16 protein-coding genes are annotated in these 20261 nt (G+C 72.4%); 5 read left to right on the top strand and 11 right to left on the bottom strand.

What is annotated here, in order from left to right; genetic code table 11:
* The first annotated feature begins 245 nt into the window (after positions 1 to 245).
* A complete protein-coding gene (locus AB5J73_RS26835) occupies positions 246 to 1445 on the top strand; it encodes a sensor histidine kinase (RefSeq protein ID WP_247011520.1) in 1200 nt (399 codons plus the stop codon).
* Between the two features lie 99 nt (positions 1446 to 1544).
* Here AB5J73_RS26835 and AB5J73_RS26830 read toward each other — a convergent pair whose 3' ends face one another.
* The 6 genes from AB5J73_RS26830 to AB5J73_RS26805 form a co-directional block, all read right to left on the bottom strand.
* Positions 1545 to 1889: an RNA polymerase-binding protein RbpA gene (locus AB5J73_RS26830; RefSeq protein WP_086856717.1), complete on the bottom strand. Its 345-nt coding sequence runs from the start codon at positions 1887 to 1889 to the stop codon at positions 1545 to 1547.
* 104 nt (positions 1890 to 1993) lie between these two features.
* Positions 1994 to 2224, bottom strand: coding sequence for a preprotein translocase subunit SecG (gene secG, locus AB5J73_RS26825; protein ID WP_003071471.1), 231 nt, complete (start codon positions 2222 to 2224; stop codon positions 1994 to 1996).
* Between the two features lie 127 nt (positions 2225 to 2351).
* Positions 2352 to 3137: a triose-phosphate isomerase gene (tpiA, locus tag AB5J73_RS26820; RefSeq protein WP_370961429.1), complete on the bottom strand. Its 786-nt coding sequence runs from the start codon at positions 3135 to 3137 to the stop codon at positions 2352 to 2354.
* Positions 3137 to 4351 (bottom strand): phosphoglycerate kinase, encoded by a 1215-nt coding sequence (pgk, locus tag AB5J73_RS26815; RefSeq protein WP_370961428.1) that lies wholly within the window; start codon positions 4349 to 4351, stop codon positions 3137 to 3139. The genes tpiA and pgk overlap by 1 nt, the downstream gene beginning before the upstream one ends.
* A gap of 5 nt (positions 4352 to 4356) precedes the next feature.
* Positions 4357 to 5358, bottom strand: a complete 1002-nt coding sequence (gene gap / locus AB5J73_RS26810; protein WP_370961427.1) for a type I glyceraldehyde-3-phosphate dehydrogenase — start codon at positions 5356 to 5358, stop codon at positions 4357 to 4359.
* Positions 5359 to 6283: 925 nt separating this feature from the next.
* Positions 6284 to 7465: a winged helix DNA-binding domain-containing protein gene (locus AB5J73_RS26805; protein ID WP_370961426.1), complete on the bottom strand. Its 1182-nt coding sequence runs from the start codon at positions 7463 to 7465 to the stop codon at positions 6284 to 6286.
* Positions 7466 to 7536: 71 nt separating this feature from the next.
* Between AB5J73_RS26805 and AB5J73_RS26800 the strand changes: the two genes are divergently transcribed.
* A complete protein-coding gene (locus AB5J73_RS26800; protein WP_370961425.1) occupies positions 7537 to 8181 on the top strand; it encodes a LysE family translocator in 645 nt (214 codons plus the stop codon).
* On the opposite strand, the gene AB5J73_RS26795 is transcribed toward AB5J73_RS26800, so the two are convergent.
* The 5 genes from AB5J73_RS26795 to AB5J73_RS26775 are packed head-to-tail and all read right to left on the bottom strand — an operon-like array spanning position 8162 to position 16061.
* Entirely contained in the window at positions 8162 to 8488 is a 327-nt protein-coding gene (locus tag AB5J73_RS26795) for an ArsR/SmtB family transcription factor (protein ID WP_370961424.1), read from the bottom strand. The genes AB5J73_RS26800 and AB5J73_RS26795 overlap by 20 nt on opposite strands.
* On the bottom strand, positions 8485 to 9276 hold the full coding sequence (locus AB5J73_RS26790) for a TIGR03620 family F420-dependent LLM class oxidoreductase (RefSeq protein ID WP_370961423.1): 792 nt from the start codon (positions 9274 to 9276) through the stop codon (positions 8485 to 8487). The genes AB5J73_RS26795 and AB5J73_RS26790 overlap by 4 nt, the downstream gene beginning before the upstream one ends.
* Before the next feature lie 37 nt (positions 9277 to 9313).
* Positions 9314 to 13774 carry a hypothetical protein gene (locus AB5J73_RS26785; protein WP_370961422.1) on the bottom strand — a complete coding sequence of 1487 codons (4461 nt, stop codon included), beginning with the start codon at positions 13772 to 13774 and terminating at the stop codon, positions 9314 to 9316.
* A gap of 11 nt (positions 13775 to 13785) precedes the next feature.
* Positions 13786 to 14586 (bottom strand): hypothetical protein, encoded by an 801-nt coding sequence (locus AB5J73_RS26780; protein ID WP_370961421.1) that lies wholly within the window; start codon positions 14584 to 14586, stop codon positions 13786 to 13788.
* Positions 14586 to 16061: a hypothetical protein gene (locus AB5J73_RS26775; RefSeq protein WP_370961420.1), complete on the bottom strand. Its 1476-nt coding sequence runs from the start codon at positions 16059 to 16061 to the stop codon at positions 14586 to 14588. Before AB5J73_RS26775 ends, AB5J73_RS26780 begins: the two co-directional genes overlap by 1 nt.
* Before the next feature lie 62 nt (positions 16062 to 16123).
* Between AB5J73_RS26775 and AB5J73_RS26770 the strand changes: the two genes are divergently transcribed.
* The 3 genes from AB5J73_RS26770 (at position 16124) to AB5J73_RS26760 (ending at position 20228) form a co-directional block, all read left to right on the top strand.
* A complete protein-coding gene (locus AB5J73_RS26770) occupies positions 16124 to 16561 on the top strand; it encodes a PPOX class F420-dependent oxidoreductase (protein WP_370961419.1) in 438 nt (145 codons plus the stop codon).
* A 38-nt stretch (positions 16562 to 16599) separates the two neighbouring features.
* On the top strand, positions 16600 to 17415 hold the full coding sequence (locus AB5J73_RS26765) for a coproporphyrinogen III oxidase (RefSeq protein WP_370961418.1): 816 nt from the start codon (positions 16600 to 16602) through the stop codon (positions 17413 to 17415).
* A gap of 251 nt (positions 17416 to 17666) precedes the next feature.
* Positions 17667 to 20228 (top strand): PQQ-dependent sugar dehydrogenase, encoded by a 2562-nt coding sequence (locus AB5J73_RS26760; RefSeq protein ID WP_370961417.1) that lies wholly within the window; start codon positions 17667 to 17669, stop codon positions 20226 to 20228.
* The last annotated feature ends 33 nt before the right edge of the window (positions 20229 to 20261 follow it).

Raw genomic sequence — 20261 nt, 5'->3', positions numbered from 1 at the left:
TGTGGTCGTCCGGGTACACGCAGGGGAACACCACTCCCACTCTGAGTAGCACCCTCACACGGCTATCCCCCTTTCGGACCAAGCCGTTGCGAAATCCGGACGCCGGAACACCGACGGCGGGTGAAACTTACCGTCTTCGTACGCGACCTCGTTAGCATCCGCACATTTGTCCGTTGCTGCGCGTCCCGATCGGGCCCTGAGCACCTCTCACCAACAAGTCCACAAGACGAATGGGGTCGCCAGCGATGAGTACAGAGGGACTCTCGATTCCAGGCATCTCGATCGCGAGCTCGGGGCCGTCGGCCGCCGAGCGGGTGCGAAAGCGGGGGCTGAGCGTGTTCGGCTCGGTACCCCGGCCCGCCGTGGTCACGTTCGCCATCGAGGCGGCCGCGGTCATCCTGGCGGTGCTCGACGTCTGGCTGGTGATCCCCGAGAAGGCCCAGCCCTATTCGATCTGGCTCTCCGGCGCCGCCTGCCTCGCGGTGGTGTTCCGGCGGAAGTTCCCGTTCCTCGCCGTGCTCGTCGCGGTCCCCGGCTTCCTGGCCGGCTGGGCGCAGCTCGCGTCGATGATCACGCTCGGCATGCTCGCCACCCGCCGTCAGCTGCACTGGCAGGTCTGGGTCGGCGCGGCGCTGGTGTGGATCTGCCGGTTCGTGCAGTGGCCCCTGGAGGACTTCGCCGAGCTCAGCTGGCGTGAGCACATCCTCGACGGCATCTACGGCGTCCTCGTCGCCGGCATGCCGATCGCGATCGGCCTCCTCATCGGGGCGCGGGCCGAGGTCGCGAACAAGCTCGCCGAGCTGGCCACGAGCCGCGACCGCGAGCGCCGCTTCCACGCCGACGCCGTCCGCGCCGAAGAGCGCGCCCGGCTGGCCCGCGAGATGCACGACGTCGTGTCCCACCAGATCACGCTGATCGCGATGCAGGCCGGCGCGCTGCAGGCCCAGACGACCGACGACCGGGCCCAGGAGACCGCGCAGGTCATCCGGACGCTGTCGAAGCGGACGCTGGAGGAGCTGCGCTCCCTGCTGAGCGTGCTGCGCGCGGGCGCGGACGACGACGGCCCGCGGCCGGGGATCAACGACCTCGACCGGCTGATCCGGACGTCGGAGGTCCCGGTGCACCTGTCCGTGGAGCACCTCCCGGAGGCCCTCCCCAACCAGGTCTCGGCGGCGGCCTACCGGACGGTCCAGGAGTGCCTGACGAACGTCCACAAGCACGCCCCGGGCGCCACCGCGACGATCCGCATCCAGGGTGAGCACGGCGCGCTCAAGATCGAGGTCCGGAACGAGCGGGCGAGCCGGCCCGGTGAATCGCTCCCCTCGGGTGGCCACGGCCTGACCGGCCTGGCCGAGCGGGCGCGCCTGCTGGGCGGCAGTTTCGAGACGTCGAAGTCGAAGGACGGCGGGTTCCGCGTGCGGGCCCGGTACCCGCTGGACCGCTGAGGACGGACGGGGTCATCCCACCGGGGCGACCCCGCCGGACACGCGAAAAACCACCTCGAGGGGTCCGCTTTCCCTCGGGGTGGTTTCCGGTTCGAGCCCTTAGAGGATTTCCCGCCGCTTGCGCAGGCGCTCCAGCGCCTCCGCCAGGATGGCCTCGCCGTCGGAGTCGCTGCGGCGCTCCTTCACGTAGGCCAGGTGCGTCTTGTACGGCTCCGTCCGCGGCGCGGCCGGCGGGTTCTTCTCGTCCTGCCCGCCCGGAAGCCCGCAGCGTGGGCAGTCCCACTCGTCCGGGATTTCCGCGTCGAGCGCGAACGACGGCCGGGCCTCGTGGCCGTTGGCACACCAATAAGCTACGCGGCGCCGTGGCGCCGACTCACCCCGTTCCGATTCGCCCGTAGGTCCGGCACCCACCCTGGTGCCCCGAATCGCGTTACCGCCAACCATGAATCCTCACACCTAGGAATCGGCGGCGCGCCCCCCTATAGGCACGCCGAATCGCGCGTTCCGCCGTCGGATCCGGTCGCGATCGCGGCGGGACGCCGGACGCCTCACACCTTGAGCAGCAGACCCAAGCCCACGATGCTGATCAGCCAGACCGCGCCCAGCAGCAGGGTGATCCGGTCGAGGTTCTTCTCGGCCACGCTCGACCCGGCCAGGCTCGACTGCATCCCACCGCCGAACAGCGACGACAGGCCACCGCCCCGGCCACGGTGCAGCAGCACAGCGACCACCAGCAGGACGCTGGAGACGATCAACAGGATTTGCAGGAACAGCTTCATGTCATCCTCTGGGCTCTAGGAGAATGCAGGGGTACGGCATGGTCGTTTCCGACCCCCACCGTACCCCTGGACTCGTCCACTGCTGTGTGACGGACCGGATACACAGGTTACCCGGTCGTGGCCTCGATCAGGGCAGCGGCCCGCCCGCGGCGAGTGCGCAGAGTTTCGTGAACTCCTCGCCGTCGAGGCTCGCTCCGCCGACCAGGGCACCGTCGATGTTCTCGCAGCCCACCAGCTCGCTGATGTTGCCCGACTTCACCGATCCCCCGTAGAGCACCCGGACGGACGAAGCGACCTCGTCGCCGTACTTCTCCTGGAGGGTGGCCCGGATGGCCTTGCAGACCTCTTCGGCGTCGGCCGACGACGCGACCTTGCCGGTGCCGATCGCCCAGACCGGCTCGTACGCGACGACCACGCCCGAGACCTGCTCGGCCTTGAGGCCCTTCAGGCCCTCGATCAGCTGCGTCGTGGTGTGGTGGATGTGCTCGCCGGCCTCGCGGACCTCGAGCTTCTCCCCGATGCAGAGGATCGGCGTGATGCCGTGCTTGAGCGCGGCCTTGACCTTCTTGTTGACCAGCTCGTCGGTCTCGGCGTGGTACTCGCGCCGCTCCGAGTGCCCGACGGCGACGAACTTGCAGCCCAGCTTCGCCAGCATCAGGCCCGAGATGTCCCCGGTGTAGGCGCCCGAGTCCTGCGGCGCGATGTCCTGGGCGCCGTAGGTGAGCGACAGCTTGTCGCCGTCGACCAGGGTCTGCACGCTGCGGATGTCGGTGAACGGCGGCAGCACCGCCACGTCGACCTTCGCGTAGTACTTCTCCGGCAGCGCGAAGGCGATCTTCTGGACGAGCGCGATCGCCTCGAGGTGGTTCTGGTTCATCTTCCAGTTGCCGGCGATGAACGGCTTGCGTGCCACTAGTTCTTCTCCTCCAGGGCCACGACGCCCGGCAGTTCCTTGCCTTCGAGGTACTCCAGCGAGGCACCGCCGCCGGTGGAGATGTGCGAGAAGCCGTCTTCGGGCAGGCCCAGCTGCCGCACCGCGGCGGCCGAGTCGCCACCGCCGACCACGGTGAACGCGTCGCTCGCGACCAGGGCTTCGGCGACGGCACGGGTGCCGCCGGAGAACGCCTCGAACTCGAACACGCCCATCGGGCCGTTCCAGAACACGGTCTTGGCGTCGGCCAGCTTGCTCGCGAACAGCTCGCGGCTGCGCGGGCCGATGTCCAGACCCTGGCGGTCGGCCGGGATGGCGGTGGCTTCGACGACCTCGTGCTCGGCGCCGGCCGAGAACTCCGTCGCGGCGAGCACGTCGACCGGCAGGACCAGTTCGACACCGCGCTTCTCGGCCTCGGCGAGGAAGCCCTTGACCTGGTCGAGCTGGTCGGCCTGCAGCAGCGACTGGCCGACCTCGTGGCCCTGGGCCTTGAGGAAGGTGTACGCCATGCCGCCGCCGATGAGCAGCCGGTCGACCTTGGTCAGCAGGTTCGCGATGACGCCGAGCTTGTCGGACACCTTCGCGCCGCCGAGCACGACCACGTAGGGCCGCTGGACGTCGTCGGTCAGCTTCTTCAGCACGTCCAGCTCGGCCAGCACCAGGCCGCCCGCGTACGCCGGGAGCACCGACGCGACCTCGTAGACCGAGGCCTGCTTGCGGTGCACGACGCCGAAGCCGTCGGAGACGAACGCGCCGCCCGGGACGAGCGCGCCCAGCTCGGCGGCCAGCTCGGAGCGGTCCACGGCGTCCTTGCTGGTCTCGCGCGCGTCGAAGCGCACGTTCTCCAGCAGGACGACACTGCCGCTGACCAGGTCGCCGGTCAGCGCCTTCGCGGACTCGCCGACCAGGTCACCGGCCAGCGCGACCTCGGCACCGAGCAGCTCGGTGAGCCGCTTGGCGACGGGCGCGAGGGTGTACTTCGGGTCCGGCTCGCCCTTGGGGCGGCCGAGGTGCGCGGTGACGACGACCTTCGCGCCCGCGTCGGCGAGCTTCTTGATCGTCGGCAGCGCCGCGCGGACGCGGCCGTCGTCGGTGATGCGCTCCCCGTCGAGCGGGACGTTCAGGTCGGACCGCACGAGCACGTACCGGCCCTGAACGCCCTCGCCCAGCAGGTCGTCGAGGTTCTTGACGGTCATCCGGCTCAGAGCTTCGAGCCGACGAGCTTGATCAGGTCCGCGAGTCGGTTGGAGTAGCCCCACTCGTTGTCGTACCAGCCGACGACCTTGACCTGGTTGCCGATGACCTTGGTCAGCGGCGAGTCGTAGATGCAGGACGCCGGGTCGGTGACGATGTCCGAGGACACGATCGGGTCGACCGAGTAGCGCAGGATGCCGGCGAGGGGACCCTCGGCGGCGGCCTTGTAGGCGGCGTTGATCTCGTCGACCGTGGCGGACTTCTTCAGGGTCACGGTGAGGTCGGTGGCCGAGCCGGTCGGCACCGGGACGCGCAGCGCGTAGCCGTCCAGCTTGCCCAGCAGCTCCGGCAGCACCAGGCCGATGGCCTTGGCGGCACCGGTCGAGGCGGGCACCACGTTCAGGGCGGCGGCGCGGGCGCGGCGCAGGTCCTTGTGCGGGCCGTCCTGCAGGTTCTGGTCCTGGGTGTACGCGTGGATCGTGGTCATCAGGCCCTGCTCGATGCCGAACTCGTCGTTCAGCACCTTGGCCAGCGGGCCGAGGCAGTTGGTGGTGCAGGACGCGTTGGAGATGATGACCTGCGAGCCGTCGTACTTGTCGTCGTTGACGCCGAGCACCACGGTCAGGTCCTCGCCCTTGGCGGGCGCGGAGATGATGACCTTCTTGGCACCGCCGGCGATGTGCGCCTTGGCGGCGTCGGCGTTGGTGAAGAAGCCGGTCGACTCGACGACGACGTCCACGCCCAGGTCGCCCCAGGGCAGGTTGGCCGGGTCGCGCTCGGCGAGGGCCTTGATGGTCTTGCCGTCCACGACGATGCCCTCGTCGCTGACGCTGACCTCACCCGGGAACCGGCCCAGGATGGAGTCGTACTTCAGCAGGTGGGCCATGGTGGCGACGTCGCCGAGGTCGTTGAAGGCGACGACCTCGATGTCGTGGCCGCTGGCCTGCACGGCGCGGAAGAAGTTGCGGCCGATGCGGCCGAAGCCGTTGACACCTACGCGAACGGTCACTGCTGCCACTCCTCTGAGGATCGGCCGGAACACCCCCGGCCGTGACTTGCGGGCTCGCGGTCACCCTAGCGTGCGGGCATGCGCGTCCCTGACTGCCCTGACGAGACTTCCACCACTTGGCGAACGGGTCAAGAATCGATTAAGAAGCCTGGTGTTTTTGCTGGAGTTCTCGGGGGCGGACCACGGCGGACCAGTGGGGGTGGGAGGTTCGGGGCGCGGGACCGGTTCCGGCTGGGAGTGCGGGGTGCGGCGGGTGCCGTCGGGTGATCTTCGGCGGGGCCGGTTTGGCTGCTGGAACGATTCAGCTGACTGTGGCTTGCGGGGGTGGTTCCGGGGGCGGGTGGGGCGGCTTCCGGGTCGGGTGTGAGGTCGGCGGCTCGACCGATCCAGCGACGGCGGTCGCGGCGGTTGCACCCGGGTGGGCGGCCTTCACTGCGCCGGTCGGCTCGCGGCCGGGTGCGGTTCGGGAGGTTGCCGGGAGCCCGGGGTCGGCGGGCGCGGGGCGCGACGGGTCGCGGGCGTGCTGAGAGGCCGCGGGGGCGAGGGTCGCCTGGAGCCGGGGTCGCATGCGCATGGCGCGGGGCATGAGGGGCGCGGGCACAGGGCACCCGGGAGCCGGGAGCCGGGAGCGAGATGGGCTGCGAGGTCGCAGGACGTGAGGGCCGCGGGATCCCGAGCCGGGGGATCCCAGCGTCGCCGCCGGATCAGCGGGCCGGATCCAGCGGCGCAGGATCTGGGTACCGAAGGCTCCCGGGGTGCCGGAGGATGCGGAAGCCGCAGAGCGGCCGGGCAGGCGCCCGCCATCCCGGCCCGAGCCGGCGGGCCCGCGGGGCACGGGGCCCGCGGAGCACGGAGCACGGAGCACGGAGCACGGAGCACGGAGCACGGAGCACGGAGCACGGAGCGACCCCACCAACCCTCCGCGCTAAGCCGACAGCTCCCGTTCCAGCGGTGTCCGGAACCGCGGCACCGCTCGCACCTCGCCGAACCAGGACGCGCACCTCTCCGCCTCGGTCTCGACCGCGCTCGTCACCTCCGTGCCCACGTCCTCCAGCAGCCGCCAGGCGATCTCGCCCGAGGGGCGCTGGGCCCAGCCGCCCACCACGCGGCCCGAGGACCAGATCGTCGGGCCGACGTTGCCGCTGCGGTCGAACAGCGCTGTCCGGTGCGGGCCCAGGAACCAGTCGCGCTCCTGCCAGCCCATCGGGGTCGGGTCCAGCGCCGGCAGGAACGCCACCCACGGTGGTGGTGGCGGCACCGGCTCCAGGTCGGCCGGCAGCGCGATCCCCGGCACGCCGTCGAGGTCCACCTCGACCGGGGACACCGCGGCCAGCGCCTGCTTCGCCTGCCCCGCCGTCCAGCCCGTCCACCACCTCAGGTCGGACACCGGCGCCGGGCCGTACGCGCGCAGCCAGCGCCGGGCCAGCTCGGCTCGCGCCGCGGCCGGCTCCCATGCGCGCAGGCCGCCGGTGACCCACTCGTCCAGGGGGTGCCAGACGTACTGCGTGCTGAGCCAGCTCCCGCGCGGCCTCCCCCGCGCGATGCGGCCGCCCGCCGCCAGCAGGAACAGCACCCGGCTCGTCACGTTGCCGATCGCTTCGTACGGCTTGCCCGCCGCCATCAGCAGCTGCTGGCGCAGACGGGGCTCGTCCTCGCTCAGCTGCTGCGCCGTCGCCGAACCGCGGGCCCGCAGCGCCGCCTCGACCGAGGCCTCGACCGAAGCCAGCCACTTCGCCGGCTCCGGCACGTTCTCCGGGTGCCCCTGCGCCCCGAGGTGCTGCTCCAGGAGCTTCCGCTGCTTGACGACGATGTCCGCGGCGCACCCGGCCTGCACGAGCGCCGCCGTTTCCAGATCCGTCACGAACACCGTGCGCCGCATGCCGAGCAGCCGCAGCAGCGAACGGTCGTCGTAAAGCGCTTGCTCCACCCCGGAAACCGCCGGTGCCGCGAGGCGGGCCGACGCCGACAGGTGGACGGTCGCCGGGTCGGTGGCGTGCAGGGCGACGATCCCCGCCACCGCGTCCGCCACCGTCGGGGCGGGCGCGGCGAGGTGGTGGCGGACCGCGAGGCGGGCCCGGCGCTGCTCGGTGCTGATCTTCGGAGGCACCCCGTTTTCCTACCACCCGGCACCGACAAAAACGCCTGGTCGTCCCCGCGACCACGGGATAGCCTCGCGCCATGGTCTCCGGTGCGCACTTGGCGGCGTTCGCCGCGCTGACGTTCCTCATGGTCGTGGTCCCCGGGCCGAGCGTGCTGTTCACCATCAGCCGCGCGCTCACCGTCGGGCGCCGCGAGGCGCTGCTCACCGTCCTCGGCAACTCCGCGGGCGTGTACACGCAGGTCGTCGCGGTCGCGTTCGGGCTCGGCGCGCTCGTGACGACGTCGGCCGCGGTGTTCACCGCGGTCAAGATCGCCGGTGCCGCCTACCTCGTCTACCTGGGCGTCCAGGCGGTCCGGCACCGGCGGAAGCTGACCGACGCGATGGCCGCCAAGGTGCGCGCCACGCCGGGCCGCGTGCTCGCCGTCCTGCGCGACGGCTTCGTCGTCGGCTTCGCGAACCCGAAGTCGATCGTGTTCCTGGCGGCGCTGCTCCCCCAGTTCGTCGACCCCGAGGCCGGGTCCGTGCCCGCGCAGATGCTGGTCCTCGGGCTCTGCCTGCCGGCGATCGCGCTCGCGACCGACAGCGCGTGGGCGCTGGTCGCCGGCACCGCGCGCGCCTGGTTCGCCCGCTCGCCGAAGCGCCTCGAGCTGGTCGGCGGCACCGGCGGCCTCGTCATGATCGGCCTCGGCACCGGACTGGCGTTCACCGGCCGGGGTGACTGAGCACCAGGTCGAGCAAACCGGGGAAGGCCGCGTCGAATTCGGGACGCCGCAACCGGTTCAGCCGCCGCGGCCCGTCGTCGCGCTGCTCGATCAGGCCCGCCGCGCGCAGCACCGCGAAGTGGTGGCTGCGGGTCGCCTTCGCCACCGGCAGGTCGAACGTGCCGCACGCCTTCGTCCACTCGGGCACGGCGGCCAGCTCGCGCAGGATGCTGCGGCGCACCGGATCGGCGACCGCGGCCAGCGCGTCCTGCAGCGAGACCTCCGCCGGGGGCGCGTGCGAGAGCCCCCGGGCCCGGGCCGTGCTCACCGGACCGCCGCCACGAGCTCCGGCCACCACTCGCGCGGCAGCTCGGCGAGGGGTACGACCACCTGGTCCGCCCCCGCGGCCCGGAACTCCCGCAGCCGCGCCACGACCGCGTCGAAGTCGCCCCACACGGTGACGCCGTCGACCAGCCGGTCCGACAGGTCCGCGACGTCCGCGTCGGAGAAGCCCATCCGCCGGAGGTTGGCCGCGTAGCCCGGCACGCCGGCCAGGAACTTCAGCGACCCGCCGCGCACGGTTTCCCGCATCGCGGCGACATCGGTCTCCGCCACCACGTTCAGCAGCACCGACAGCTGCGGGCCGGCACCGAGGATCTCCCGCGCCGACGCGACGTAGTCCGTCGTGACCAGGTACGGGTACGCGCCCGAAGCGCGGTCGCGCGCCAGCCCGAGCATCCGCGGCCCGAGCGCCGACAGGATCCGCGCGGCCGGCGGCACGACGTCCTCGATCTCGTCGAGGTAGTCGTTCAGCGCCGCCAGCGGACGCGCCCCGTGCGCCCCGCCGAGGCCGACGACGAACCGGCCGGCGGGCAGGTCCGCGTACGTCGCGGCGACCGCGGCGGCCGGCACCCGGTCGACCGACAGGATCCCGCTCGCCACCTGGACCCGCGAGGTCCCGCGGACCACCTCGGCGATGCGGGGCAGGTTGTTGCCCTGCCCGCCGGGCAGCCACAGCGTGGCGTAGCCCAGTTCCTCCAGCTCGGCCGCGGTCGCCACGGCGGCGTCGGTGTCCAGTGCGGTGTGGGTGGCCCCCAGCGGCCCCAGCTTCGTCATGCGCGGGGGAACCACCGGGCGCCGCCGGATGTTCCCGTCACGCCGGCTGTTCGTCCTCAGCGGAATCCGCGGGTTCTTCGGCCGGCCGCGTGAACATCCGCGTGGCCGAGAGCCGCGCGACGCCGTCCGGGTCGCCCAGGTCGTCCAGCGAGGTGCGGATCGTGGCGTCGACGGACAGGTACTTCCGGCCCGCGCGCAGGTCCGCGTCGTTGCGCAGCCGCACGATCAGCGGGAACTCCGACAGCGCGCCCGCGTCGAACAGGCCCGTCGTGTAGATCAGCTGCACGCCCAGCGCCTCGGCCACCGCCCGCTGCAGCTCCAGGAGGTACCCGGCCGACGCGCGGCCGATCGGGTTGTCCAGGAACAGCACGCCCGAGTGCCGGTTGCGGACCTTGCCGCGGTTGTTCGCGCGCAACGCCGCCAGCGTGCAGTACAGGATGATCGCCGCGGTCAGCTGCTGGCCGCCGGAGAAGACGTCCCGGATCTCCGAGACGCGCTGGCGTTCGGTCCGCAGCACCGAGTCCGGCTTGAGCATGTCGACGCGGAATCCCTTGGGCGCCGCGGCCCGGACCCCGCGCAGCACCAGGGAAAGCCCGTCGCGCTTGACGTCGCGGCCGTCCGCGGTCTTGCCGACGGCGGCCTCGTCGACGACCTCGCCGAGCTTCTCGGTGAGCGCGTTGTCCTCCAGCTCGGTGAAGCGGATGCGGAGGAACTCCTGCCCGGACCAGTCGCCGAGGCCGTCGGGCAGCCGCGAGACGCGCTGGGCCGAGCGCAACGTCCGGAGCGCGCCGTCGACCATGCCCTGCAGGCGGGTGATGATGCCGCCGCGGTGCCGGTCGATCTGGGCGAGGTCGTCGGTGAGCGATCGCAGCCGCGGCCGCAGCGCCTCGGCCCACTCCCCGGCGTGCGCCGGGAGCTGGTCGCGCTTGACCGAGATGACCTGCTGGCGCACCGGCGTGCTCAGCTTCTCGAACCGCTTCTCGGTCGCGTACTGCGCCAGCTGGTCCGCGGCCGCGCGCACCCGCCGGTCGCCCGCGTCGGCGGCATCCTGCGCCTCGGTGAACGTCGCGTTCAGGCGGGTGTGCTGGGCGCGCGCGGTGTCGACGTCGCCGTCGTAGGCGGCCGCGTCGGTGTCGGTCACCAGGTGCGCCATCGACTCCGCGAGCAGCGAGAAGCCGGACGCCGAAGTGCGCGCCGACTCCAGCGTCGCTTCGGCCGCCGCCCGGCGTTCCTGCAGCTCTTCCCACTTCCGGGCGGCCGCGGACGCCTCCAGCCCGGCCGCGTCGATCAGCTCCAGGCCGTGCTCGATGTCGCGCGGCTTCTCCCCCGTGGCGCCGGTCTGCGTCGGCAGCGAGTCCAGTTCCGCGCGCCGCGTCGAGACGAGCCCGATGGCCTCGGTGCGCTCGTCTTCGCACCCGTCGACGACGCGGCGGGCGCGCGCCAGGGCCGCCGCGCGGGCGGAGGCGTCGGAGCCGTCGGGCGTCTCCAGCAGTTCGGCCGCGCGCGCCCGGACGGCCGCGTCGAGCGACTCGACCGCCGAGCCCGCGGCCGCTTCGGCCGACTCGGCCTGCTCCAGCTCGGCCCGCAGGTCGCTGCCGACCTCGACCTTCGCGTACGACTCGGACGCCGAGAGGTACGTCCGCCGCAGCGCGTCGACCGGCTCGGACGGCACCGGGCCGTCGGCCGCTTCGGCCGCGCCCGGCACCTCGGCCAGCTCCGCCCGCGCGGTGGTCGCGGTCCGGCGGTGCCCGTCGGCGGTGCGCTGCTCCTCCCCCGCCTGCTCGCGCAGCCGCGCGGCCTTGCCCGCCGCGTCGGACGCCTGGAGGTCGGCGCGCTCGGCGATCTCGGTCGCGCGTTCGACCTCCTCGGTCCACTCCGCGATCCGCGCGCTGCGGGCGCCCAGCTCGCCGAGCCGCCGCGCGCGTTCTTCCGCTTCGGCCGCGGCCGCCCGCAGCTCGGGGACGCGCTCGCGCAGCGACGCCGCCTTCTCGCTCAGCCGCGCGAATTCCGCGTCGGCCTGCGCCAGCGCCGTCCGGGCGGTCTCCCGCGCGGTGCGGGCCGCCTGGGCCTGCTCGGCCAGCGTCGCGACGGCACCGGGCGGGTAGTCCTCGCGCCAGGTGGTGAGCTTCCACGTCAGCGCGCCGTCGGCGGACAGCTTGGCGGACAACGCTTCCAGCCGCCGCTGCCGCTCGGTGTGCCGCCGCGCCACGGCTTCCCGCTCGGCGTCGGCGGCTTCTTCGTCGTACATCGCGGGGTTCGGCGGCACGAGAAACTCGACGCCGGGCGCGGTGGGCGCCTCGGCCAGGAGCGCTTCGGTGGTGCCGACGGCGATGGTCGCGGACGGCAGCAGCCGCCGCTTCGTGAGCACTTCGCGGGCGCGGTCCACGTGCGCGGCGTCGTTGAGCAGGACGCCGGACACCAGCTGCGGCAGGCTTTCGAGCACTTCGGCCCGCCGGTCGGAGTCCAATTTGGACAGATAACGCCAGCCGGACCACGCCGTGATCCCGGCTTCTTCCAGGGCGTCCAGCGCGGCCTGGACGTCTTCGGGCGGCGGCAGCAGCCCGCCCGACCCCAACGCCGCGAGGGCCCGCTCGTCGGCGGACTCCTCCATCCGCAGCGCGGTCTGCTCCTTCTCGACGGCCGCGCTCGCCTCGCGCAGCCGTTCCAGCAGCACCGGCAGGTCGCTTTCGAGGGCGACGTCGTCCGCGCCGAGCAGCTCGACCAGGCGGCCCTCGGCGGCCAGCGCGTCCGTGCGGCGGTGCGCCCGGTCGAGGTCCTCGGTGGAGCGCTCGAAGCGGTCCTGGGTGGTGCCCGCGAGCTGGTGGGCCTCGTTGACGGCCCGTTGCGCCGCCTGGAGGTCCGTCGCGGCGCGGTCCAGTTCCTGTTCGCGCCGGGTCAGCTCCGAAGCGGCCTGCTCGGCCGCCGACCGCGCCGTCCGCGAAGCCTCGGCGACGTCGGCGCCCGACGGCAGCAGCCCGGCGCGGACGGCGTTCTGGACCTCTTCGCGCAGCTCGGTGATCCGCGTGGTCAGCCCGCGTGCCTCGGCCCGGCGGGCGGCCGCGAGGTTGGCGGCTTCGTCGCGTTCGGTCTGCGCCTTCTCGGCTTCGGCGCGCAACGCGCCCGCGTGCGCCTCGGCCTTGTCCGCCTGGCGCTGGGCGTCCTGCGCCAGCGCGTGCAACCCGCGGGCGAGCGCGGACGCGGCGTCGTTGCGCGCCTGGAGCGCCGGCCGCGCCTTCTCTTCGCGGCTGCCGACGAGCTCGCGCAGGTCCTTCGCCTTGCGGGCCGCGTTCAGCTGGTTGAGCACCGTCGCCGTCTCGCGCCAGGCCTCGGCCTCGGTCTTCGCCGCGGCCAGTTCGGCGTCGACGCGCTTGCGGGCTTCCTGGGCTTCGTCCAGGCGCAGCACGGCGACCAGCCGGCGCAGCTCCGTGACGGCCGCGGCGAGCCGCCGGTGGTCGCCCTCGGCGAGCTTCTCCGCCGACTTGACCTCGGTGACGTGCTCTTCGAGCCCGGACAGCCGCGCGTTCTCCAGCTCGTTGCGCGCGACGACGCGCCCGGCCAGCGCGGCCATGTCGGCTTTCGCCGATTCGGCGATCTTCCGCGACTCCGCGGCGACGCCTTCTTCGGCGGCCAGCGGCCCGAGTAGCTCCAAGGCCCCCGCCACGAAGTCACGCTCGGACAACAGGTCCCCGCGTTGCGCCAGGTTGTGCGCGTAGGTCGCGACGACCTCGGCGAGGTCCTTCGGCTCGTCCTCGGAAACGACCGCGCGCAGCAGGAACTCGACGAACGCGTCGTCGGTGCCGAAGGCGAACGCGTCCGCCGCTTCGCCTTCGCCGGCGTTCATCGCGCGCTGGTAGCGGAACAGCTCGGTGTCGAGGCCGAGGCCGTCGAGCCGGCCGGTCCACTCGTGGTGGCGCCGCGTCCAGGACAGTTCCAGCTCGGGCTCGGCCAGCTGCGCGGCGGTGAGCTTGTCGTGGAAGCCGGACATGGTGAGCAGCCGGCCGTCCTGGGTCATCGGCAGGGAATCGAGCCCCAGCGCCGACGTCGGGCGGAAGCAGTACCAGGAGTCGACGAGGTTCTCGGAGTCGGCGGACACGACGTGCCCGCGCCACTCGGAGACCTTGCCGGTGATGATCCGGTGGCCGCTCTCGACGTGCAGCCACTCCAGCACGACGTGCGAAACGTCCTTGGCGGCGACGAACTTCTCGAGCACCTTCGTGCTCGTGGTGCCGACGACCTGGCGGCGGCCGGGCAGCATGACCGAGAAGATCAGCTTGATGAGCACGGACTTGCCGCCGCCGTTCTCCAGGAACAGCACGCTCGCCGGCGACGGGCGGCGCAGCTCGGCCGGCCCGGTCGCGTGGATGCCGGCGCTGAACAGCGCGTCCTGCTGGGGCGCGGTGATCTTGGCGCCGACGCCGCTGAAGTCGAGCACGACGTCCTGGTAGCGGGCACCCGCCGGGCCCACCGAATGCAGGCGGACCCGCGAAAGCTCGTACATCTACTCCCCTTTTACAGCGTGTCCGACGAGGTCGCGCGCAGCGTTCCCCCGGCGTTAGCGACGGCGACGACGTCGAGCGCGAGCAGGTCGTCGAAGGCGGCGTCGGCCGCGAGCTCGCGGACCTGGATCTGGTAGCGCGGCGTGGTCCGGTAGGTGCCGCCCTGCTCGTCGCTCACCGGGACCAGGAAGCCCTGGTCGGCGAGGAAGCGCAGGGCGCGGCTGACCATGCCGCGGGTGGTGTCGGCGGCCAGGCGCCCGTCCTTGGTGGCGGCCGCGGCCGGGCGGCGGGCGTAGGCGCGCCACGCCTGTTCCAGCTCGGGCGCGTCGGCGAGGGGGTCGTTGTTGGCTTCGGCCGCCGCGGCGCGTTCGTCGAGCATGCGGGCGGCTTCGCGGACCATCGCGTCGACCTGCTCGACGCTGACGCGGCCGATGTAGGTGTCGTTGGCGAGGTCGTCCGGGCGCGGGTAGCCCAGCGCCGCGGCGGCGAGGTGGATCAGGCCGTGCAGGACCTTCTCGGTCTCGCGGCGCTCGCGGATCTTGGCCTGGCGGGCGTAGGAGTCCATCTTGATCTCGAAGACGGACTCGTCGGTGGCCGCCAGCACCGCGCCGGCCTGCTGGTTGACCTCGAGCACCATCAGGCCGAGCCCGGCGGCGACGGCGTGGGTGAGCGCCTTGAACGCGTTGTCCTCGCCGTAGCGGCGCACGAGGTCGCCGTAGACGACGTCGCGGGCGGGCAGCTGCTTCGGCCGCATGCCGAAGGCGACCAGCCGGGCCGCGGCTTCGGCGTCCACGCTGCTGTGGGACAGCGCCATTACGCGACTTCCTCTTCTTCGTCGGCCCGCTCTACGGCGGCGGTGGACAGGAGCAGGTCGGCGCCGCCGAAGTCCGGGTCGTCCAGGAGGGTGCCGTCGTCGACGGCGAGCAGCACCTGGCGGTCGCCCTGGCGGCGGGCCGCGCCGACCCCGGGACTGTAGGCGTGCACGGCGCGCAGCGCGACCAGGGCGGCGAGTCCCGGCTGGCGGCTGCGGCGGGCCTCTTCCAGGAGGCCGGAGAGGCGCCGCGGCACCTCGGGCAGGTCGAGCAGCTCGTCGGCGGCGCGCCAGACGTCGTCGCCGAACTTGTCGGTGACCTCGGCGGGCATCAGCTCGGGCTCGGGGACCTCGCCGATCAGCTGGTCGCGCTCGGGCGCGGGCCGCAGGAGCAGCGAGACCAGCGACGACAGCGAGGGCACGACCGGCGGGGTGATCCCGGCGACGGCGTGGAAGAAGTGCTCGGCCGGGGCGATGGCGTCGGCCAGCGGCAGGCCCAGGGTGGGCACGAGGAGCTGGCCGAAGAGGTCGAGGGTGGCGCGCTGGGGCGGGCCGGAGAACTGCTGGCGGTCCTGCTCGGCGCGGAACACCGCACCCGCGTCGGCGAGCCGGGACTGCAGGCGGGTGTGGCGGCGGATGCAGTCGCCGACGATGTCGACGAGCTCGGCGGCGCGGCGCTTGCGGTCGAGGTCCTCGGTCTCGTCGCGGGCGGTGGTGATGTTCTTGAGGATGGCGTTCTCGGCGCGGAAGCGGGCTTCGATGTGGCTGAGCGCGCTGTCCAGGAGCTCCGGGACCTCGCGCTCCCAGTCGACCGACCGGACGTCGCGGCGGGTCGCGTCGAGCTTCGCGCGCAGCGTCTCGCCGTACTGGACGGTCCGGTAGCGGGCCTGCTCGGCGGCGAGCTTCGCGTCGGCCAGCCGGCCGCGGTTGATGAGGTTCTCGAGCTTGACCTCGGCGGCGATCTGCGCCGACTCGACGTCGGTGTCGAGGGCGCCGACGAGGACGTTGATGGCCTCGTCGGTGGCCCGGAGGTAGACCTCGCCGTCGCGGGCGGCCAGCTCGACGAGCAGCTTGAAGTCGAACTGGCGGCGCTGGTAGCCGCCCGGGCCCATCGAGCCGTAGACGCGCCGGAAGCCGCGTTCGGTGGTGCCGACGTTGATGAGGTTGTCGAGGACCCACTTGGCCACGCGGACGTGCTCCTCCGGCATCCGCGACGGCGCCTGCTGCGCGATGAAGGGCAGCAGCCGGTCGATGACCTCGTCGTGGCCGGCGCCGGTGTCGAAGTCCATCGCGATGGTGACCTGGTCGATCGTGTGCAGCGCGATCTCGGCCATCTGGTAGATCGTGGCGTCGGCCCAGTCGAGCTTCGCCTTCCGCGCGTCCAGGTCGTGCAGCGGCGCGGTGCAGGCCAGCGCCTTGAGGCGGCGCGTCAGCCCCTCGTCGGCCAGGCCCGGGCCGCCGGTCTCGTCGTCTCGCACAGCAGGCCAGGCTAGTCGGCCACCCTCTGCGCACGCGCGGGTGACGGTCTAACGTCGCTCACATGCGTGAGATGAGCCGTTCAGAATGGTGGCAGTTCGCTTCGGAAGGCACCCGCACCGGCATGCTGGGCCTGGTCAGGGCCAACGGCGCGCCGATCGTGACGCCGATCTGGTTCCTGCTGAACGAGGGCCCGGACGGCGACGAGCTGATCTTCACCACCGGCACCGAGACGCTGAAGGGGAAGGCCATCGCCCGCGACGGGCGGATCTCCCTCGCCGTCGACGACCAGCGGCCGCCGTATTCGTACGTCCAGTTCACCGCCGAGGCCCGGCTCACCCACGACTTCGACGACATGCTCGAGTGGGCGACTCGCCTGGGGGCGCGGTACATGGGCGCCGAGCGGGCCGAGGAGTACGGGAAGCGCAACGCCGTGCCCGAAGAATCCCTCGTCCGGGCGAAGATCACCAAGGTGATCGCGCGGGCCGACATCGCCGGCTGAGCGCCGTTCGCTGGTAATCTGCCCCCGGGGGTGGGGGCATGCCTTCAGGGGACAGACGCGACGCCGTCAAGGCGATGGTGCGGGCCGGGCAGCGTGAGCTCGTGGCCGAGCTGGAACGCCTCGACGGCGAAGCCCGCTTCGGCCGGTCGGGCGGGGCGCGGCTGCTGGAGAACGGTGCCGTCTTCGAACGGGCCTGCGTCGTCGTGGCCGAGGGCGGCGAGACCGTCGGGCTGACCGTCGCGGTCCACCCGCGCAACCCGTACGTCCCGGCGTTCCACGCCCGGTTCCGGTACTGCGACTACGCGGGGTCGTGGTGGTTCGGTGGCGCGGCGGACCTCCTGCCCTGCTACGGCTTCGCCGAGGACGCGGCCCACTTCCACCGGACGCTCAAAGCCTGCTGCGACACGCTCGACCCGGCGTTCCACGCGCAGGCGAAGCGCGCCTGCGACGACCTGTTCCGGCTGCCCCACCACGACGAGCCGCGCGGGATCGGCGGCATCGCGTTCGACCACCTGCGCCCGCCGGGCCCGGACGGCTGGCGGCGCGCGGCCGCGTTCACCGCGGCGGGCATCGCCGCCCTCGCGCCCGCCTACCTCCCGATCGTGCGGCGCCGCAAGGACCTGCAGCACGGCGACCGCGAACGGCAGTGGCAGCTGCACCGCCGCGGCCGGTACGTGGAGTCCGCCCTCGTCCCCACCCCGGCGGCCGACGCCGAGGCGGTGCTCCTGACGCTGCCGCCGCTGGCGCGGTGGGAAACCGGCGGCCCGCCGGAGCCGGGTAGCGCGGAGGCGGAGCTGGCTTCGTTCCTGGTGCCCCGCGACTGGGCCGCCGAGACCGCGGTGGCGGCGAGCTGACCCCGGCCCGGACGTCATGAACGACCCTTTCACCACGTCCGGAGCCGGCCGAGGGCGAAAGCGCACCGGTCAGCGGGAAACCCTTGTTCACCAAGGGTGAGTGACCGGGTCGAGTATTGACACACCGCGCCCGGAGGGTGTGTGATCTGTCCCATAGATAGGAAACTTTCCTAACTATTTACACCGGTGGTCCGCCGAACCATCCCCGCCCCGGTCACCCCCTGTCCCCCGACCCACGCAGGAGGCTCCCAGTGGCACCCCGTCCACCGTGGCGCGTGGTACTGGCCGGTACCGCAGCCGCGGCGCTCGGCCTCACCGCGCTCAGCCCGGTAAGCGCTTTCGCCGCGGACACCGACTACGAGTCCGAATCCGCCGTGATCTCCCAAGGCGCCGTCGAGTCGAACCACGCCGGGTACTCCGGCACCGGGTTCGTCAACTTCGACAACGTCGCAGGCAGCTACGTCGAGTACGCCGTGAACGCCGCCCAGGCGGGCACGCACACCCTGACCTTCCGCTACGCCAACGGAACCGCCGACAACCGGCCGGTGAAGCTCACCGTCGACGGCGGGGACAAGGGCACCGTCGACTTCCCCGGCACCGGCGCCTGGACGACGTGGAAGACCGCCACCGCGACCGTGCAGCTGACCGCCGGGATCAACAAGGTCCGCACCACCGCGACCACCGCCAACGGCGGCCCGAACGCGGACAAGCTCACCGACACCTTCACCGCGCCGTCCGACAGCGTGCCGCCGTCGCCGCCGTCGGACCTCAAGGCGAGCAACGTCCTGCCGACCGCGGCGACCTTCAGCTGGACCGCCGCGACCGACAACGTCGGCGTCGTCCGCTACGAGATCAACCGCGGCGGGAACATCCTCAAGACCGTGGACGGGACGACGACGAGCGCGACCGTCGACAACCTGACGCCGAACACGGCCTACGACATCTCGGTCGGCGCGTTCGACGCCGCCGGCAACCCGTCGCAGCAGAGCAACGTGGTCACCTTCACCACGCCGCCGAGCGACGACACCACCCCGCCCTCCGTCCCGGGCAACCTGCGCTCCACCGGCGTCACCGCGAACAGCGTTTCGCTGGCGTGGAACGCGGCCACCGACAACAGCGGCACGGTCGCGGGCTACGACGTCTTCCAGGGCACCGCGAAGGTGGCCACGACGACGTCGCTGGGCACGACGATCACCGGTCTGGCCCCGAACACGTCGTACACGTTCACCGTCAAGGCACGCGACCCCGACGGCAACAGCTCGGCCGCGAGCAACGCCGTCACAGCGAAGACCGCGGCGACCGGGGGCGGCGGGATCCCCGAGTACGACAAGGACATCGCGAAGGTCGACCTCGGCTGGTCGGTGGACTTCCTGCCGAACGGCAACGCGCTGGTGACCGAGCGGGACCGGTTCGAGCTCGTGCTCGTCACGCCGTCCGGCCAGAAGACCACGCTGGGCAAGGTGCCGGGCGCGGTCACGACCAGCGGCGAAGGCGGCCTCCTCGGCCTCGCGATCTCGCCGAACTGGACGACCGACCACGCGATCTACCTCTACCACACCGCGTCCGGGGACAACCGGATCGTGAAGATGACCTACGACGGCACCACGCTGTCCCCGACGTCGACGCCGGTGCTGACCGGGATCGCGAAGAACCGTTACCACAACGGCGGGCGGATCAAGTTCGGTCCGGACGGCAAGCTGTACGCCACCGTCGGCGACGCGAAGAACAGCGACAACGCGCAGAACAAGAGCTCCCTCAACGGGAAGATCCTGCGGCTGAACCCGGACGGCTCGGCGCCGAGCGACAACCCGTTCTACGCCACCGGCGGCAACGCCCGGTACGTCTGGAGCTACGGCCACCGCAACCCGCAGGGCCTGGCCTGGGACTCCCGCGGCCAGCTGTGGGCGGCGGAGTTCGGCGAGAGCAGCCAGGACGAGCTCAACCTGATCCAGAAGGGCGGCAACTTCGGCTGGCCCAGCTGCGAAGGCACGCAGGGCAGCTGCAGCGGCTTCATCGCCCCGAAGAAGACCTGGCCGACTTCGCAGGCCGGGCCGAGCGGGCTGGAGATCGTCAACGACTGGATCTACATCGCCGGCGTCACCGGCCAGCAGATGTTCGCCACGCAGATCAACGCGGCGGGCACGGGCATCGGCACGGTGTCGACGCTGTTCTCCGGCCGCTGGGGCCGCCTCCGCTCGGTCACGAAGACCCCGGACGGCGGGCTGTGGCTCACTTCGACCAACAACGACAAGAACGGCGGCACGCCGTCGGTGCTGGACAACGTCATCGTGCGGCTGAAGTTCCCGGGCGGCAGCACCCCGGGCGCCTTCAAGCTGACGAGCTCCGCGTTCGCCGACAACGCCACCATCCCGGACAAGTACACCTGCGCCGGGGACGGCACGGCGGGCCAGGACCCGTCGCCGCCGCTGGCGTGGGGTGCCGCCCAGGGCGCCAAGGGCTACGCGATCGTCTTCGCCGACACCGCGAACGGCGGCACCAAGCTGCACTGGGCGATCTGGGACGTGCCGGCGTCGGCGGCGTCGCTGCCCGAAGGCCTCGGCGCGGGGTACAGCGTGCCGGACCAGGGCGGCGCGAAGCAGAAGGCGATGGGCAGCGGGGCGAACGCCCAGAAGTACTTCGGTCCCTGCCCGGGCGGCTCCAGCCACCCGTACGCGTTCACGCTCTACGCACTGAACACCGCGACCGTCCCCGGCCTCTCGTCGTCCTCGACGATGGCCCAGATCGAAACGGCGATCAAGGGCGCCTCGACGGCCAGTGTGGTGCTGCGCGGCAAGTCCAGCGCGGCCGCCTAGAAGCCGCGGCGGGGGTGACCGGAGCGGCGCCGG

Source organism: Amycolatopsis sp. cg9, from assembly GCF_041346945.1.
GTDB lineage: Bacteria > Actinomycetota > Actinomycetes > Mycobacteriales > Pseudonocardiaceae > Amycolatopsis.
This window is presented reverse-complemented; position numbering and strand designations above follow the sequence as displayed.